General features: G+C 54.9%; 14 protein-coding genes. 12 read left to right on the top strand and 2 right to left on the bottom strand.

The annotated features are described in order from the left end of the window. The first annotated feature begins 8 nt into the window (after positions 1–8). From CLOEV_RS10895 to CLOEV_RS10860, 7 genes are all read left to right on the top strand, one after another. Positions 9–1,319, top strand: coding sequence for a glycine/betaine/sarcosine/D-proline family reductase selenoprotein B (locus tag CLOEV_RS10895; protein WP_084482352.1), 1,311 nt, complete (start codon positions 9–11; stop codon positions 1,317–1,319). 92 nt (positions 1,320–1,411) lie between these two features. Further along, the gene (locus CLOEV_RS10885; RefSeq protein ID WP_008712821.1) at positions 1,412–2,935 is read left to right on the top strand and encodes a BCCT family transporter; all 1,524 of its coding nucleotides are present in this window, start codon (positions 1,412–1,414) and stop codon (positions 2,933–2,935) included. A 4-nt stretch (positions 2,936–2,939) separates the two neighbouring features. Next, positions 2,940–3,917, top strand: a complete 978-nt coding sequence (locus CLOEV_RS10880) for a hypothetical protein (protein WP_034443677.1) — start codon at positions 2,940–2,942, stop codon at positions 3,915–3,917. Between the two features lie 51 nt (positions 3,918–3,968). Continuing rightward, positions 3,969–4,724 (top strand): 4Fe-4S double cluster binding domain-containing protein, encoded by a 756-nt coding sequence (locus CLOEV_RS10875; RefSeq protein ID WP_051485042.1) that lies wholly within the window; start codon positions 3,969–3,971, stop codon positions 4,722–4,724. A gap of 201 nt (positions 4,725–4,925) precedes the next feature. Continuing rightward, positions 4,926–6,038: a sensor histidine kinase gene (locus tag CLOEV_RS10870; protein ID WP_034443675.1), complete on the top strand. Its 1,113-nt coding sequence runs from the start codon at positions 4,926–4,928 to the stop codon at positions 6,036–6,038. Beyond that, the gene (locus CLOEV_RS10865; protein WP_034443672.1) at positions 6,035–6,685 is read left to right on the top strand and encodes a response regulator transcription factor; all 651 of its coding nucleotides are present in this window, start codon (positions 6,035–6,037) and stop codon (positions 6,683–6,685) included. The genes CLOEV_RS10870 and CLOEV_RS10865 overlap by 4 nt, the downstream gene beginning before the upstream one ends. 264 nt (positions 6,686–6,949) lie before the next feature. Further along, positions 6,950–8,383, top strand: a complete 1,434-nt coding sequence (locus CLOEV_RS10860; protein ID WP_084482350.1) for a DNA recombination protein RmuC — start codon at positions 6,950–6,952, stop codon at positions 8,381–8,383. A gap of 91 nt (positions 8,384–8,474) precedes the next feature. On the opposite strand, the gene CLOEV_RS10855 is transcribed toward CLOEV_RS10860, so the two are convergent. Further along, the gene (locus CLOEV_RS10855; protein WP_034443669.1) at positions 8,475–9,032 is read right to left on the bottom strand and encodes a helix-turn-helix domain-containing protein; all 558 of its coding nucleotides are present in this window, start codon (positions 9,030–9,032) and stop codon (positions 8,475–8,477) included. A 387-nt stretch (positions 9,033–9,419) separates the two neighbouring features. Between CLOEV_RS10855 and CLOEV_RS10850 the strand changes: the two genes are divergently transcribed. From CLOEV_RS10850 to CLOEV_RS10835, 5 genes are all read left to right on the top strand, one after another. Beyond that, complete coding sequence (locus CLOEV_RS10850) at positions 9,420–9,911, top strand: TRAP transporter small permease subunit (protein ID WP_034443667.1); 492 nt, start codon at positions 9,420–9,422, stop codon at positions 9,909–9,911. Next, positions 9,901–11,217 (top strand): TRAP transporter large permease, encoded by a 1,317-nt coding sequence (locus CLOEV_RS10845; protein WP_034443665.1) that lies wholly within the window; start codon positions 9,901–9,903, stop codon positions 11,215–11,217. The genes CLOEV_RS10850 and CLOEV_RS10845 overlap by 11 nt, the downstream gene beginning before the upstream one ends. A 41-nt stretch (positions 11,218–11,258) precedes the next feature. Further along, positions 11,259–12,314 carry a TRAP transporter substrate-binding protein gene (locus CLOEV_RS10840; RefSeq protein WP_034443663.1) on the top strand — a complete coding sequence of 352 codons (1,056 nt, stop codon included), beginning with the start codon at positions 11,259–11,261 and terminating at the stop codon, positions 12,312–12,314. 148 nt (positions 12,315–12,462) lie between these two features. After that, a complete protein-coding gene (locus tag CLOEV_RS16880) occupies positions 12,463–12,606 on the top strand; it encodes a hypothetical protein (RefSeq protein ID WP_156938407.1) in 144 nt (47 codons plus the stop codon). Further along, positions 12,603–14,054, top strand: coding sequence for a sodium/proline symporter (locus tag CLOEV_RS10835; protein ID WP_034443661.1), 1,452 nt, complete (start codon positions 12,603–12,605; stop codon positions 14,052–14,054). Before CLOEV_RS16880 ends, CLOEV_RS10835 begins: the two co-directional genes overlap by 4 nt. 102 nt (positions 14,055–14,156) lie before the next feature. On the opposite strand, the gene CLOEV_RS10830 is transcribed toward CLOEV_RS10835, so the two are convergent. After that, a complete protein-coding gene (locus CLOEV_RS10830) occupies positions 14,157–15,701 on the bottom strand; it encodes a serpin family protein (RefSeq protein ID WP_051485041.1) in 1,545 nt (514 codons plus the stop codon). Positions 15,702–15,744 lie beyond the last annotated feature (43 nt).

The raw sequence follows: 15,744 nt of genomic DNA, 5'->3' as shown, positions 1-15,744 counted from the left end.
CGAAACAGATGAAAGCCATACATTATATAAACCAATTCTTCGGCCAGGTGGGCGGCGAAGACGCGGCTGACAGTAAGCCGATCTTCCATGACGGACTTATCGGCTGCTCGCTGATGCTCAATCAGATGATGCCGGATGTGGAAGTCACAAATACCTTTGTCTGCGGCGACAACTATATCACCAACCACACGGACGAAGCGCTCGCGGAAATATTCGCCTGGCTCGACACGAAGCAGTTCGATATTTTCTTCGCCGGTCCAGCCTTTATGGCCGGACGTTACGGAGTAGGCTGCGGACTTCTCTGCAAGGCCGTCGCCGAGCGTTACGGCGTGCCCGTCATCACATCGATGAACGAGGAAAACCCCGGAGTTGAGGAGTACAAAAGTTCCTGCATCATCTTCAAGGGCGGACGCAAGGCGACATTTATGAAGGACGACCTCACGCTGATGGCGAAGTATGCCGAGAAGATCGCGAAGGGCGAGAAGCTTCTCCCCGCCGCGGATGAAGGCTATTTCCCACGCGGCATCCGCAGCGAGATCCCCGCGCCAGGCGAAGTGATGGCCGCCGACCGCGTCATCGACATGCTTGTCAAGAAACTCAACGGCAAACCATTCCAGACAGAGCTCGTGATCCCGAAGACCGACAGGATACCGCCGGCAGCGGCGGTGAAGGATCTGTCGCAGTGCACGATAGCGCTGGTATCTTCGAGCGGCGTCGTTCCCTCGGATAACCCAGACAGGATACAGAGCGCCTCCGCCCAGAAGTGGGGCAAATACAACATCGCCGGTATGGACCGCCTTCCCGCCGGAGAGTTTAAGACGATCCACGCCGGATTTGACCCCGAAGCCATGTGTGCGGTTCCTGACCGCGGCATTCCCCTCGACGCTATGCGCGCCTACGAGAAAGAGGGCAAATTCGCGAAGCTTTACGACTACTACTATGTGACCGTAGGCACGGGGACGACGCAGAACTACGCGGCAAAGTTCGGCAAGGAGATCGCCGCCGAGCTGAAACAGGCCGGAGTTGACGCCGTGATCCTCACCGCCACCTGAGGAACCTGTACTCGTTGCGGTGCAACGATGGCCAAAGAAATTGAACGCGCAGGATTCCCCGTCGTCGTCATGGCGAACCTCATCGACGTCGCGAAGACGGTCGGCTCAAACAGAATAGTTCCCACGACATCCGTTCCCTATCCTCTCGGCGATCCCACGCTCTCGAAAGAAGAAGAGTGGGCGCTCCGTTACCACAGAGTCGGCGTCGCGCTTGACGCGCTCGCGGAAGATATCAATGAACCCAAGGTATTCAAAGTAAGCATTTAGCTATTTGCGTTTAGAGCGGGGCGTTACAACGCCCCGCAGTTGTAGTTCGTCTCATAGTTTTGACTACCTGGCTGCAAAGGAGCAATCTAGCAATGTCAGAAAAAACAGATAACGGCACTGCCTCTAAAAAAAATATGGTTTATATAATCTCTATCGCCATAACCTTTGCGCTGGTGTTCTGGGGGCTCGTCTCCCCGCAGAGCTTCGGTGCTTTCGCAAAGATTCTGAACGGCGGCCTCACAAGTTATTACGGATGGGGCTACATGCTGACTATGAATCTATTTGTAATATTCTGCATCGCCGTGGCGCTGAGCCGTTTCGGCAATGTACGCCTCGGCCCGGACGACTCGCGTCCCGAATACAGCAATATGTCATGGTTCGCCATGCTATTCTCTGCCGGAATGGGAGTCGGCCTGGTATTCTACGGAGCAGCCGAGCCGCTTTTTCATTTTGGATCGCTGCCATTTGGAGCGGAGGCCGGCTCGGTACAAGCGGCGCGCGACGCGATACAGATATCCTTCTTCCACTGGGGGCTCCACCCCTGGGCCGGATATGCCGTCATCGCCATGCCGCTTGCCTACTACCAGTTCCGCCACAATTCTCCCGGGCTCATCAGCTCGATCTTCATCCCTCTGGTAGGTGAGGAGAAGGTCCGCGGCGCATTTGGCAAGACGGTCGACATCCTGGCCATCTTCGCGACGCTTGCCGGCATCACCACGTCGCTGGGGCTTGGCACCCTGCAGCTCAACAGCGGCCTTAACGCGATTTTCGGCATTCCGAAGAGCATGTTTATCCAAATAGCGATAATCGCGATACTCGCAGTCCTGTACACCGGATCGGCGGCGCTTGGCATAGAAAAGGGCATCAAGGTGGTGGCGGATTTCAACCTGTGGGTCTGCCTGCTGCTGATGTTGGCGCTATTTTTGGTGGGCCCGACGCTCCCCATCGTCAATTCACTGATGACCGGGGTCGGCGATTACCTCAGCGGCCTGGTGAAGGAGAGTTTCACGCTGGCGCCTTACGGCGGGGATTATGAATCATTCCTCAGCGGCTGGACGCTCTACTACTGGGCCTGGTGGATATCATGGGCGCCCTTTGTCGGCTCGTTCGTGGCCAGAATATCACGCGGGCGCACGGTAAGGGAATTTGTCAGCGGCGTGCTCATCGTGCCGGCTCTGGGCAGCTTCACCTGGTTTGCGATCTTCGGCACGTCGGCGCTGCATCTTGAGCTGGTTCAGAAGATAAACGTATCCGTCGAGGTTCTAAAAGATGTTTCGGTCGGGATATTTGAGATGTACAGCCATTACCCTCTCGGCCAGATAATGTCGGTCGTGATGCTTGTGCTGATCGTAACATTCTTCGTCACCTCCGCCAACTCCGGCACCTTCGTGCTGGCGATGCTTTCGACGCACGGCGACCTCAATCCGCCCAAGAGCAAAATGTTGGTCTGGGGCGTGCTGATGGCGGCGCTCGCGGTAGTGCTCCTTCTTACCGGAGGCCTGCAGAACCTGCAGACAGTTTCTCTGGCGGCGGCGATGCCATTCTCGCTGATAATGATCTGCGCCTGCGCGTCCTTCTGGAAGGCGCTTACGAAAGAGGAAAAAGGGGAGAGATAATATTATGGACCGCGCACTGCTTCTTTTTGAAGATAAATTCCCCTGCTGGGATGAGGAGACCTTTGTCCTTGTCGGAGAGAATGTATCTTCTCTCTCGGAGCTATCCGGAAATGGATTGCTGGTTAAGGACGGCGGTGGCTATATCCTTACGGAAGAGGGAGAAAAAAGACGTCAGGAGTGCGCGAAGCTGCATTATCTTTCCGCCCTTCCGATCGGTAAATTTGACGCCGAAAAGGCCCTCTGGAACAACCGTCTTTACCTTCTGATGGAGAGGGCCTTTATCGGTCAATTTGGAATAAAAGAATATTCGGTCAACGAGACGCTGCCCTCTGTGCCCAAACTGGCGAGGGAAGAGCTCTGGAAAATTGAGGACGGCCGCGTCAAGTATATGTGGCCGGAATCCCCGCTCGTCCGTTCCTTCTGCGGCGCTTTCCCGAAATGGGGTGTAGGCGCCAGGGGGATCACGCCTCCCGGTAAATCCGGAATGCTGAAATGGATGGCGATAAATGGCGTGGAGGCCGACAGTGTGCGCTTCAACCTCATTTTGAGGAGCCGCTATGATTTTGCGCTGTATCGCAAAGAGGCGCATCTACCAGACGACATTTACTACATGAAAGACGCTGACCGCCTTTTCTTCCTGCGCGCAGACGGCGTGCATTACGACGAAATATACGACGCGATCGGCAAGCTGCACCTATTTCTGCTCGGCCAGCGGCGGGTCTACATCCCCGGCTATGCCGACATCGATTCCCAGCAACAGGAAAACTGGACGATGCTCGTCATCGTGACGGACAACGAGAGGGAGCTTGACGCCGTTTACGAGCGCCTTTCCTATGACGGCAAAAACCTCATCGAACCGGCCAATCCGCTCTTTATCGTCGGTACGAGCATAGAACGCCTGCGCCTGCAGCCTAAGCCGGAGTATACGGTCTACGATTGGTTCTGCGATCGAAGTCTGCACATCGTCAGGCCTGACGTGTAAAATATCTATATCGTTTGACACGAAAATTATTTTACCTGGAGGGTGATTCGCGTGAGCATAGTCAAAGAAGAGATCATCGCGTTCGTCAAGGCTGAGGGAGCCGACCTCTGTGCCGTCGCCGGCCTGAGCGGCGAGAGCAGTTACATAAAAAAGGTTTACGGTGAATATTTTTCTTCTTTCCCGACGGCGGTTTCTTTTGCGATATTCTTTCCCAAAGAGGTCGTGCAGGAACAGCTTGAGGCCCCGACGCGAAACTACATCACCGTCTACAGTACGATAAACCGCGAGATCGACCGCATCAGCGTCATGGCCGCCAACAGGCTGCAGCGTGCCGGATTCAGGTCTTACCCCGTTCCAGCTTCGGACTACCGCCCTGCTGCGCGGACAAAGGGGCTACACCGGATCGTCGCAGAGGCCGGAGATCCCGCGGAGCTTCCCAAGACGGAGCTGGGTGTTATCGGGGTATTCAGCCACAGGATCGCCGCCGCCAAAGCGGGGCTTGGCTGGGTCGGAAAGAGCTGCAGCGTCATCAACCCGCAGGTGGGGCCGCGTATGAGGCTCGGAACGATACTCACCGACGCTCCCTTCGCGCCGGACGCCGAGATCCCCAACCGGTGCGGAAGCTGCACCAAGTGCCGGGATGCGTGCCCGGTAGGCGCCTTGCGCGGGCGCGCTTTCAGCTCCTCCGAAGAACTCTCCGAACGGTTTGACGCGGATAGCTGCTTTCATTACTGGGACGACATGGAAAAGGTATTCGGCCTTGGGACGTGCGGCCTCTGCCTCGCCGCCTGCCCCTGGGGAAGATAACGTGGTTTTTTACCGCCTTTAGCCGCGGCGTTCAAAAGCAAGAGATAGAGATTCGAGCCTCCGCAGATGCCGCTTCCGGGATATCGCGGAGGTTTTTGTTTGCGCCGCCGATCGAATTTGCGCCTACGCGCAGTTCGGCCTTTATATCAACGGTATAGAGTATAATTAAGCAAATAAATTCCAGATGGATGGTCGATCGTCATGATAGAAAATAATTTTTTTGAAAAGTTCTTCTTTGAACAGACATTCAATCCCATCGCTCTCTATAAGATCGAGCCCGATATCGGCACGCGAGGAGCCTCCTCCATCATATATATCAATGTGAACAGCGCCTACGAGACGGTGAATAAAGTAAGACGCGAGGATGTGATCGGGAAAAGTTTTCTTGAAGTATGGCCGGACGTCGAGCCCTGCTGGTCCGAGATAATAGAGCGCTGCGTGAAAGAGAAGCACGCCGTTCATTGTGAGAGCGAGAGCGTTTACACCGATAAATACCTTGAAGCGATAGCATTTCCCTTGGCCGAAGACCTTGCGGCGACGATCTTTCTTGACCGGACGGAGCTCAAAAAATCAGAGGCGGAACTTAAGGACAAACAGAAAAAACTGATCAAATACCAATCGATGCTGCGCGAGCTTGCGACCAAACTCACGATCAGCGAAGAGACTACGAGACGCGAGATCGCGACCGACCTGCATGACAGCATAGGCCACTCGCTGCTTTCGCTGCTGCTTGACCTGCGCAAGCTTAAAGAAAACTACTACAATCCGAATGCCGCCGAATCTATCCTGGATGGGGCCATAAACGCTACGGAGCGGATGATCGCGGAGAGCCGTCAGTTGATATTCGAGCTGAGCCCGCCGATCCTGCTTGAAGTGGGCATCACGCCTGCTCTGGAGGCGCTCGCTGATAAGCTGCTGACGCCGCGCGGTATAATGTGGAGCGTTTCGACGCGGGGGCAGCAGAAAGACCACCCTGCGGATGACGCCGTCTGCGTCATTCTTTACAGGATGTCGCGCGAGCTGCTGGTCAACGTCATCAAACACGCGAAGGCCAAACATGTCCACATCAACGTGAACAGAGGACCGAACAAGATACAGGTCGTGATCGACGACGACGGCGTCGGTATGCGGAAAAACTTCATCCCAGGCAGGGGCAATACCGCCGGACTCGGCCTATTCAGCATCAGGGAACGGCTTCTGCACATCGGGGGCGACATGCGGATAGTTTCCAACAAGGACGGAACCACGGTCTCTTTGCTCGCGCCGTTAAAAATCAAGATAAGCGATCTGCGGGAGGAGGATGAAACCCGATGATAAGACTGTTCATTGCCGACGACCACGAGCTGTTCCGCGAGGGGCTCAGGAGCCTGCTGAGCAGGGAAAAAGATATTGAGATCGTAGGCTCCGCCTCCGACGGGCTTGAGGCTGTAAACGCTGTCCGGCAGTTAAAGCCGGAGGTCGTCCTGATGGACGTCACCATGCCCAATATGAACGGCATACAGGCGACGGAGAAGATATGCTCTGAATTCCCCGATATCGCCGTCATTGTCATTTCTATGCATAATGACCGGCGTTTCATCGCCGAAGCATTGAAGGCCGGCGCGCGCGGTTATGTCCTGAAAGAGAGCTCGCCGGAGTTGATGCTTGACGCGATCCGCTCCGTGAGCAGGAAAGAGATATACCTCTCGCCGAAGGTATGTACCGTGCTTGTCGGCGATTACCTGCGGCTGCTCCGCAACGAAGACGTCGTTTGCGCGAGCCCGCTCTCCGAACGCGAGATAGAGGTGCTGCAGCTCCTCGTCAAGGGACGCAACAGCAAACAGGTCGCAGACGCGCTCTTCATAAGCAAAAACACCGTAGATACCCACCGCCGCCGCATCATGGACAAGCTTGGCTGCGAAAGCATGGCCGAGCTCACGAAATACGCGATACGCGAGGGGTTCCTGACGCTGGCCGATTGACGCATTCGGCACTAGCCGCCCTCCAAGGAAGTTTAAAATGTTTGCTTGCGCAAACGGAGGCCGTCGTCGCCGATTGACGCGCTCGGCAAACGCATCCGAAGGCTTGCCCCTGAGGAATTTTGAAATGTCCGCTCTTAAGCGGACAGGGGCGGCGCGCTCGGCACTAGCCGCCCTCGAAGGAAGTTTAAAACGTTTGCTTACGCAAACGGAGGCCTTCGTCGAAATAGTTTATAATAGCGGCAGATGAATGGAAGGTGCGTGTTAATGATGCCGGTATTGATTGGAATTGGGGCCCTCGCCCTGCTTGCGGGCATATATATCGTTATGTCGCTCTCCCGCTTTCGCGAAAGCGCGGGTGCGATGGAGCAGGCGACGAGGGAGCTGCTTACGCGGCTGCAGAAGATTGAGATAAGGCTTGACGAGACGGAGGGCCGGCTCAACGACAACCTTGGCTCGATGCGCAAAGAACAGCGCGAGGCGGCGACAGAAGCGCGGGCTGAGCAGGCTCGCGGGATCAGCACATTCGGCGACGCGCAGGCGAAGCGCATCAAGGAGATCGGCGATCTCCAGCGCGAGAGCTTTCAGACATTTTCCGCGCAGCTGACGAAGCTCGGCGAGACTCAGGCGACGCGCATCAAAGAGATCAGCGGCCAGCAGGCGGAGAGCCTCGCGGCCTTTTCCAACCAGCTGACGAACATCAGCCGCCTCAACGAAGAAAAGCTGGAGGCGGTGCGCGGAGTCGTTGAGGAACGGCTGCGCGAGCTGCACAAGAGCAACGAAGAAAAATTGGAAAAAATGCGCGCCACCGTCGACGAACAGCTCCATTCGACGCTCGAAAAACGGCTCGGCGAGGCCTTCACCACAGTTTCCGAGCGCCTGGAGCAGGTGCACAAGGGGCTGGGGGAGATGCGCGCCCTCACATCCGATGTCGGCGATCTTAAAAAAGTGCTGTCGAACGTCAAGGTGCGCGGCAGCTGGGGAGAGATGCAGCTGCGCGTCCTGCTTGAACAGATGCTGACCAGGGAACAGTACGCGGAAAACGTCGCGACGCGCCCGAATTGTACGGAGCGCGTGGAGTTCGCCGTCATCCTCCCGGGCGCCGACGACGAAAGCGGCAAAGTGTGGCTGCCGATAGACTCAAAGTTCCCGATAGAAGACTACCAGCGCCTCATCTCCGCCTCGGAGAGCGGCGACAGCCAGCAGATCACGGAACAGCAGAAGGCGCTGCGGCTTCGCGTACTCGAAGAGGCAAAGACGATACACGTCAAATATATCGAACCTCCCTTCACGACAGACTTCGGCATCCTCTATCTGCCGATAGAAGGGCTCTACGCCGAGGTGCTGCGCATCGACGGCCTATGCGAACAACTCTCGCGCGACTTCCGCGTCGTACCGGCCGGGCCGACCACCATCTGCGCCTTGCTCAACAGCCTCCAGATGGGGTTCCGTACCCTCGCGATCGAAAAACGATCAAGCGAAGTCTGGGTGCTCCTCGGTAAAGTAAAGACCGAGTTTGAAAAATTCGGCGAAGTGCTGGAGAAGACGCGGCAGAAGATAGACCAGGCCGGAAAAGAACTTGACAAAGCCGGCACGCGTACAAGAGCGATAAACCGCGCCCTGAAAAACGTCCAGCAGCTCCCTGTCTCCGGTGAAGAGGAGGTTATCCAGACCGAAGCCGACAATTTGGAGGATGAATGAGGCCTGTTTATCCTGCAAAATAATCCCTGCCACAAAGCGATAAAAAAATCCGGAAGAGATTCTCTTCCGGATTTTTTATCGCCTGTCTTTTTTATTCCTCTTCTATTTGATGGTGCGGGGGAGTACATACGCCGACAATCACGGCCTCTGTATCGCCGGGGTTGAAGAGGCGAAACGGTTTTGAACACTCATAGTATATGTTGTCGCCCTCGTTCAGACTGTAAACGCTGCCCTCCTGCTCGAATTCCACAGTGCCGCTGAGGACGAGGAAAGATTCTTCTCCTGGGTATGAGGTGTATACGCCCTCAGGATCCTGATAATGGGGAGCAAGCCTCATTATCGCGCACTCCATCTTTTTATTTTTCACATTGTGCTGGAGCAGTTCGTACATAAGAGGATCTCCGGGGCCTCCTATGATCCTGCGCTCATCTTTTCTGACGACAATGTTATCCACCGGATCGGTGTCAAAGAAATAGAGCATGAGCACTTTGTAATAAGAGGCAAGCTTTCGGAGCACGGAGATGGAAGGCTCAACCTTGTCCGTCTCTATCTGGCTCAGGTAGCCCTGCGACAGGCCGGTTGCATCCGCGACCTCTTTCAGTGTGGCTCCGCGCTTTTTACGAAGTTTTTTAATGCGGCTTCCTAGCAAACGCTATCCCTCCTGTTTGGTGGAAATTCGTAATTCTATAATAATGATATACCTAAATCAGACAGGTTTCAATAGATGTGAGAAATAATTCTTTAAAATAAAAATTTTACTTTTAACAAATATTTGACAAAATCTAAGGTGAGCCTTATACTTTCACGCGGGTCAGAAAAAATACAGGTAAAAATAAATATTTGAGTGAGAATCAGTGATACTGGACAGCGCTTCGCTGAGCCTTTATGTTCATACTCTTTTGTTGAGATGAAACTATTGTGTCATCAAATATTTTATATATAAAAAGATAAAGGAGGCAGCCGGTTTTTATTTGTGCAGGGAAAAGTACCATAATCTTTGGGAAAGGGGTAATTAAAATTGAGAAGGTTTGCGCATATGATCTCTCTTTTAATTCTTCCGCTGATCGTCGAGATCGTCTACAGTACGCTGAAGAGCTTTTTGCTTAACGACACTCCTATTTGGAGTTTTGAGGTAACAATATTTCTTTACGGGACATTTTTCATGTTGGGGGCAGCCTATTGCCATATGAAAAAGGCGCATGTCGCCGTCGAGGCGCTTGCTCCCTATCTCAGTACCAAATGGCGCAAGAGATTAGCCGTATTTTCGGAGGTGGTCGTCCTTTTTGTCGTCCTGACGCTTTTGGTTGTAAGTATCCCCACCGCCTGGCGTTCTACGATGATGCTTGAGCGTTCCACACACCAGACCCCATTCAATCCACATGTGTGGTGGTACCGGTGGATCATACCTATTTCGTGCCTGCTTTTATCCTACCAGTCTATCCGTGATATGGTCGGGATCATCACCGGCAGGGGCACGGATAAAGAGAGAGAAGATGCCTTAGAGGAGGAACACTCGGATGTCAAGTGATCTTTATCCGCTGCTGATGTTTGTCCTGCTCTTCGTACTGCTAGCAGTCGGAGTGCCGATAGCCTTTTCGCTGGCGGCGGTTTCTATAGTTTTCGCCTATTTTCTCTGGGGATGGGGAGCTCTCAACCTGCTGGTCTCCGCAACCTGGGGGGCAATGAATAACTTCGTGATCGTTGCGGTGCCGCTCTTTATATATATGGCCTATATATTACAAAAGACGAATGTCGTCGCCGACCTCTATGACACTATTTTCAAGTGGTCCGGCGGGCTGCGCGGCGGCCTGGCGATCGCGACGGTCATCGTCGGAGCAATCCTCGGCGCGGTCTCCGGCGTCGTCGCCGCAGGCGTTATAGGCCTTGGTCTTATCGGCTTGCCGCAGATGCTCAAGCATGGATACAATAAAAAGCTTGCGCTTGGCTGCGTCCTCGGCGGCGGTACGCTCGGACAGCTTATCCCCCCCAGCACCAACATGGTTCTCTACGGATGCGTGACGGGAGTCTCCATTGGCGGTCTTTTCGCCGGAGGGCTCTGCGCTGGAGGCCTGCTGGCGGTACTGTATATTGGCTATGTCCTAATTGGGGCTCTTTTTAACAAAGATTTTGCGCCAGCGCTTCCTCTGAAAGAGCGCGCGAGCTGGGGTGAAAAATTTCGCTCACTGCGGGGCGTAGCGCTCCCCGCGCTGCTCATTGCGATCGTTCTCGGTTCCATACTTAACGGCGTCGCTACGCCTACGGAGGCGGCGGCCTTCGGCGCGGCGGGCGCTATCCTCATCGGCCTGTTAAACAGACGCCTTACCTGGGATATCGTCTGGAGCTCCTGCTATGAGACGCTCTCGATCACAGCGATGGTCGGCTGGACGATGATCGGCGCCTCGGCCTTTGGCTCGGTATTTTCAGGCCTTGGTGGAAACTCAATAATAGCCGATATGGCGATGAACATGCCCGGCGGAGCGACGATGGTCTTCTTTGTCTCCGCGGCCTTCATCTTCTTCCTTGGAATGTTCCTTGAGCCCGGCGCGATCATCTTCCTCGCGGTTCCTATTCTTGCGCCGATCCTATCGCAGCTCGGTTATGACCCGCTCTGGGTTGGACTTGTATTCAACGTGCTGCTGCAGTGCGGCTATCTCTCTCCTCCATTCGGCTTCAGCCTCTTCTACCTCAAAGGATGTGCTCCAAAGGATGTAGACATCATGGAGATATACCGGGCCGCTTTGCCCTTCCTCGCCCTGCAGGTTGTATCTGTAGTATTGATCTTCCTATTTCCGAATCTTGTGCTTTGGCTGCCCAGACTTGCGATGGGACGCTAAGTTATAGAGCAGTAAAAAAACTTAAGGGGGAAACTGTAATTATGAAGAGTTTTAAGGTTATGGTACTTGTTGCGCTTTTTCTCGCGGTCTTTTCCGTGCAGAGCGCAGACGCAGCGACCAGATGGCGCGTAGTAACCCACGCAATGCCCGGTACAGAGCAGCAGAAGATCGCAGAGGATTTCTGCAAGACGGTCAAGACGCTCTCTAAGGGAGAACTGGTAATCGAGCCCTACGCAGCGGGAGTCCTCTTCCCGGTATTCGAGACCTTTGACAACGTGGCGAACGGTGTCGTCGATATGGCGATGGTATACGGAGCCTACTGGACGGGCAAAGATCCGCTCTTTAATCTCCAGACACGTCCCGGCTGTCCGCTCAACACCTATGCGGAGGGCGCTTACCTCGATGAAAAGCTCGAACCCTTTTTCTCGAAGCTCTACGCCAAGCACCGCATCAAGTACCTTGGACATATCATGGAGAGCCCGATCTATGAGCAGCTGATGTCCGTCGTTCCCATCAACAAGATCTCCGACATCAAGGGCAAGAAGATCCGTACCTCCGGTTTCGGCGCGCTTTACTACCGCGCGCTTGGCGCGACGACCGTCTCGCTTTCCGCTCCTGAGATTTACACCGCTTTCCAGACGAAGAACATCGACGCCGCGGAATGGACCTTCTGGGATGAGAACATGCGCATGGGCTTCCACGAAGTTGCCAAGTATGTTGTCGATCCCGCCTTCCAGAACGGGACCTGCGAATACTTCCCGCTCGTCGTCAACCCCGGCAAATGGGAGAAGCTCCCGCAGCACCTTAAGGATATCATCATCGTCGCCCGTGACCGCGCCCGTTATCAGTCGGCGATGGTATACGTCGCCGAGGTGAAGGCGCGCGAGAAATGGAAGGAAAATCCGAAGATCAAGATCATCAGATGGAGCACCGAGGATGAGAAAAAAGCGCGTGAGACAGGTCTTAAGCTTATTGTCAACGAATGCAGCAAGACCCCCGAAGGAAAAGAGTATCTCAGAATATACCGCGAAACACTGTGGGAACTCGGCTACAAACAGGAGGCTAAGTTTATCGGCTACACGCCTAAGAAGAAATAACGCCGCAATATGCGAAATGGCCGGATCTTTAATAAGCTCCGGCCATTTTTGCCTCTGATGGGTTTGCGTAAAAAATTGTCCTGTGTTAGTCTACTTTAAATTAAACGGGGTATTTATAATTGATGGAATCAGGAAGGCGGCCTGACTGGTGAATATTTTACCGGAAATACCATTTTTGATAACCTTCATGTTCATAATTTTTCCGCTGACGGCCCTAGCGGCGATCATGATCTACTATTATTACGCAATGAAGGCGGAGAGGGCGCGCGAAAGAGAGGTAAGCGGCGAATGAATACTATGCTCACGGTATCCGCCATTTATCTTGTGATATTTATAATGATAGGCTTTATCGCGACACGCTATTTTTCCAGATCCGCCGAGGGATTCTATCTTGGGGACCGCGATTTCGGCGCGATACCGACGGCGCTCAGCGCGGGCGCGACAGATTCGAGCGGCTGGATATTTACCGGCGCGGTGGGGTTTGCCTACGCCTTCGGCGTTTCGATGATGTGGATCTGCGTGGGCTACACCTTCGGTTATTTCTTCAACTACATTTGTCTGGCGCCGGCGCTGCGCCGCTACACCAAACGTACTGGCGCGATGTCGATACCTCATTTTTTTGGCGTGCGCTTCAAAGAACACACCAAGCTGTTGCGCGGCGTCTCCTCGCTGATCATCACTCTTTTTTTCGTCATCTACACCTCTGCGCAGCTCACAAGCGCCGGTAAGGCCTTCGAGGCCCTTGTCGGCTGGGATTATGAACATGCGATTTGGGTCTCCGCCTTTCTCGGTACCTCCTATGCTTTTCTTGGCGGCTACAGAGCCGTCGTTTGGACCGATGTGGTGCAGGGCTTGATCATGCTGTTGGTGCTGCTCGTCTCGCCCTTTATCTTCATCTTTTATCTCGGTGGCTGGCACGTCTTTTGGGAGCGAGCATTCGCGCTCGATCCCATGTTGCTGAACGCGACGGCGGGCATCGACGGATACGCCGGTTTTGCCTTCGCCTTCGGTCTCGCCGCCGGCGGGATCGGCCTTATGGGGCAGCCTCAGGTACTGCAGCGCTTCATTACGGCGCGCGACGACAGGACGCTTATCATCTCTGCCGTCATCGGCGTATTCTGGATGGTCGCCGTCGTCAGCGGGGCTACTCTGATTGGCCTTATCTGCCGGGTCATCATGCCGACGATACACGACCCGGAGTTTGCCTTTCCCGTACTCATAAAAGACAGGCTGCATCCGATGGTCGCCGGCGTCGTGCTGGCCGCGGTATTCTCGGCAATCCTCTCCACGCTCGATTCCCTGATAATGGTCGTTTCCCAGACTGTGCACCTGGACATGATAGAGGGTGTCTTCAACAAAAAACTCTCCGACAGGTGGGCGACCGTTGTCGGGCGTATCGTGATCGTCTCCGTTGGCATCTGCGGAGCATGTATTGCCCTTTCAAATACGCGCATGGTATTTTGGTTCGTTCTCTACGCCTGGGCGGTAATGGGGGCCTCCTTCGCACCGCCGCTGATTCTCGGTTTGTACTGGAAAAGGGTCACGGCGCTTGGCGCGCTGGGTGGTATCATCACGGGCGGTGTCGTGACGGTGCTCTGGTACAATACGCCGTTACTGAAGGATATCATGTATGAGATGCTCCCCGCGGCGCTATCTTCGACCTTTATCACCGTGGCGGTGAGCCTCATGCAGGACGCGCCGGCGGACGGCGAGGCGCAGATCGCGCTCGCGAAGCGCTGACGGCTGTTAATTGATAAGAGAAAAATAGCGGCGGCCCTCCTGCCTAATTTCTTGTCCGCGGCAGCGGACGCCGCTGTTTTATGCTTTAAGGAAATTTTTATCCTACGGCCTTGCGTATCTGCCGATGAAGAGTATCGCGCCGGTCGCGTTGTCTTTGATCAGGTAGATGAAGGGGCGTTCGGCGCGGAAGACGACCATGCCGTCGTCGGGGGCCGGCATTGAGGTGCGCATCATGATGACGGCCGTCGCCGCGGCGGCCTCCGTGCCCTCTTCCGCCACTTCGATGAAGGTCTTATGGATGATGTTGCTTATATAGATGTCGTCCATGCCCGTGATCCCGGAGAAATCCGCCGAGCCGGGGCTGAACGCCGATGGCATGCCCATTTCCGCGAGAGTCTGCGCGAGGTCATAGTCGTTCTCCTGCTTGAATTTCGGCAGATATATCTTCACCTTCCGGGGTGTCATCGCGGCCGTCCATTTGCCCAGCTGCTCCGCGCTCAGGCTGTTTTCCAGGGTTTCGATGTCGGACTTTTTATCAGGGAGCAGGACGAGCATCGAGAAACGTCCTCCCTTATAAGGCAGCTCCACTATCTCCGCGTCGCTGATATTGGCGTAGCCGATATTGTCGCCGGTGCGGTTCATGGTCAGCACGTTAACGGATCTTTCCGGGCTTACCCAGAAGGGCCGCGGCGTGGTATTGACCGCCTGGAACTCCTCGAGCCAGGAGGATTTGAAAAAGATGGCGTTCGTCAGCACCATCCGCGTGTCCTTGCGGAGCAAGCCGGGGGCTATGATATCTTTTATTCTCTGCTGCGTCTGTTTTTCCACCCACTTGTTTATCGTTTGGCGCGCCGATTCCGGGTTGGCCTTGTAGTTGAGCGGCGTCAGCCCCGCGTTGTAATAGTCTCTGACGGTCTGCGCGTATTCCGGCAGGATCTTCTCCTGTTTCGCGGGCCAAACGGCGTTGGCCGCGCCGACCTGCGCGATATCCTGCGGAACGGAGTTTATTTCGTTGGTGAGCGCGCCAATGTTCTTATGGATGTCTGGCGACAGGGACAGCACTTTTTCCATCTGCTGCTCCGTGACGCCGCGCGCGCCGGCGTAGGTCATCGCGAGCGCGGAGGTGACGCTGTACGGCGATATGAATAGATTGCGGTGCCCGCGTTCCGCCGCCACCTGCCGGTAGAGGTCAAAGGTGAATTTGTTGACGGCGTAGGCCGCCTTGGCGGAGAGAGTCTTCGGCGTCGGCCTGAAGCCTCCGTTCGTCTCGACCGCCATAAGCCCGGCGCGTATCGCCACCATCTCGATATCGTTGCGGATGGTGTTATAGTCATAGCCCGCCTCCTTGAAATAAGGACGGTAGGCGTTAGCCAGCTGGCGCATGCTGGAGAGCTCCGCGTCGCCGAGCTTCATGGTGTCGCTTTCCGCGTGTTTGAGCGCCATCACCACAAGAGCAACCACCTGTTCCGGGGTGAAGGCGCTCTTGCCCGGGGTCACCTGTTCGCCTATCAGCCCTTTGGCTGAGAGATTGCTCAAAGAATGATACGTCCAGTGAAAGGGCGGGATCAGATCAGATATATTCGCCATCGCCGCGCCCGGCGTGAAAAGTACCGTAATGAGCGCCAGCGTTATGATTATCCGTTTCATTAAATTACCTCCTGTAGTCGGCTGCATCTCTGCTTCAAGCACA

Source organism: Cloacibacillus evryensis DSM 19522, assembly GCF_000585335.1.
Classification (GTDB): Bacteria; Synergistota; Synergistia; order Synergistales; family Synergistaceae; genus Cloacibacillus; species Cloacibacillus evryensis.
Note: the sequence above shows the minus strand (reverse complement) of the source record. Positions and strands in the feature narration are given on the sequence as shown.

Bases quoted from the DNA above. Each gene is read 5' to 3' on its own strand.
- CLOEV_RS10865 (WP_034443672.1), top strand. From the start codon at position 6,035: ATGATAAGACTGTTCATTGCCGACGACCACGAGCTGTTCCGCGAGGGG.
- CLOEV_RS10880 (WP_034443677.1), top strand. From the start codon at position 2,940: ATGGACCGCGCACTGCTTCTTTTTGAAGATAAATTCCCCTGCTGGGAT.
- CLOEV_RS10870 (WP_034443675.1), top strand. From the start codon at position 4,926: ATGATAGAAAATAATTTTTTTGAAAAGTTCTTCTTTGAACAGACATTC.
- CLOEV_RS10835 (WP_034443661.1), top strand. From the start codon at position 12,603: ATGAATACTATGCTCACGGTATCCGCCATTTATCTTGTGATATTTATA.
- CLOEV_RS10840 (WP_034443663.1), top strand. From the start codon at position 11,259: ATGAAGAGTTTTAAGGTTATGGTACTTGTTGCGCTTTTTCTCGCGGTC.
- CLOEV_RS10845 (WP_034443665.1), top strand. From the start codon at position 9,901: ATGTCAAGTGATCTTTATCCGCTGCTGATGTTTGTCCTGCTCTTCGTA.
- CLOEV_RS10830 (WP_051485041.1), bottom strand. From the start codon at position 15,701: ATGAAACGGATAATCATAACGCTGGCGCTCATTACGGTACTTTTCACG.
- CLOEV_RS10885 (WP_008712821.1), top strand. From the start codon at position 1,412: ATGTCAGAAAAAACAGATAACGGCACTGCCTCTAAAAAAAATATGGTT.
- CLOEV_RS10850 (WP_034443667.1), top strand. From the start codon at position 9,420: ATGATCTCTCTTTTAATTCTTCCGCTGATCGTCGAGATCGTCTACAGT.
- CLOEV_RS10860 (WP_084482350.1), top strand. From the start codon at position 6,950: ATGATGCCGGTATTGATTGGAATTGGGGCCCTCGCCCTGCTTGCGGGC.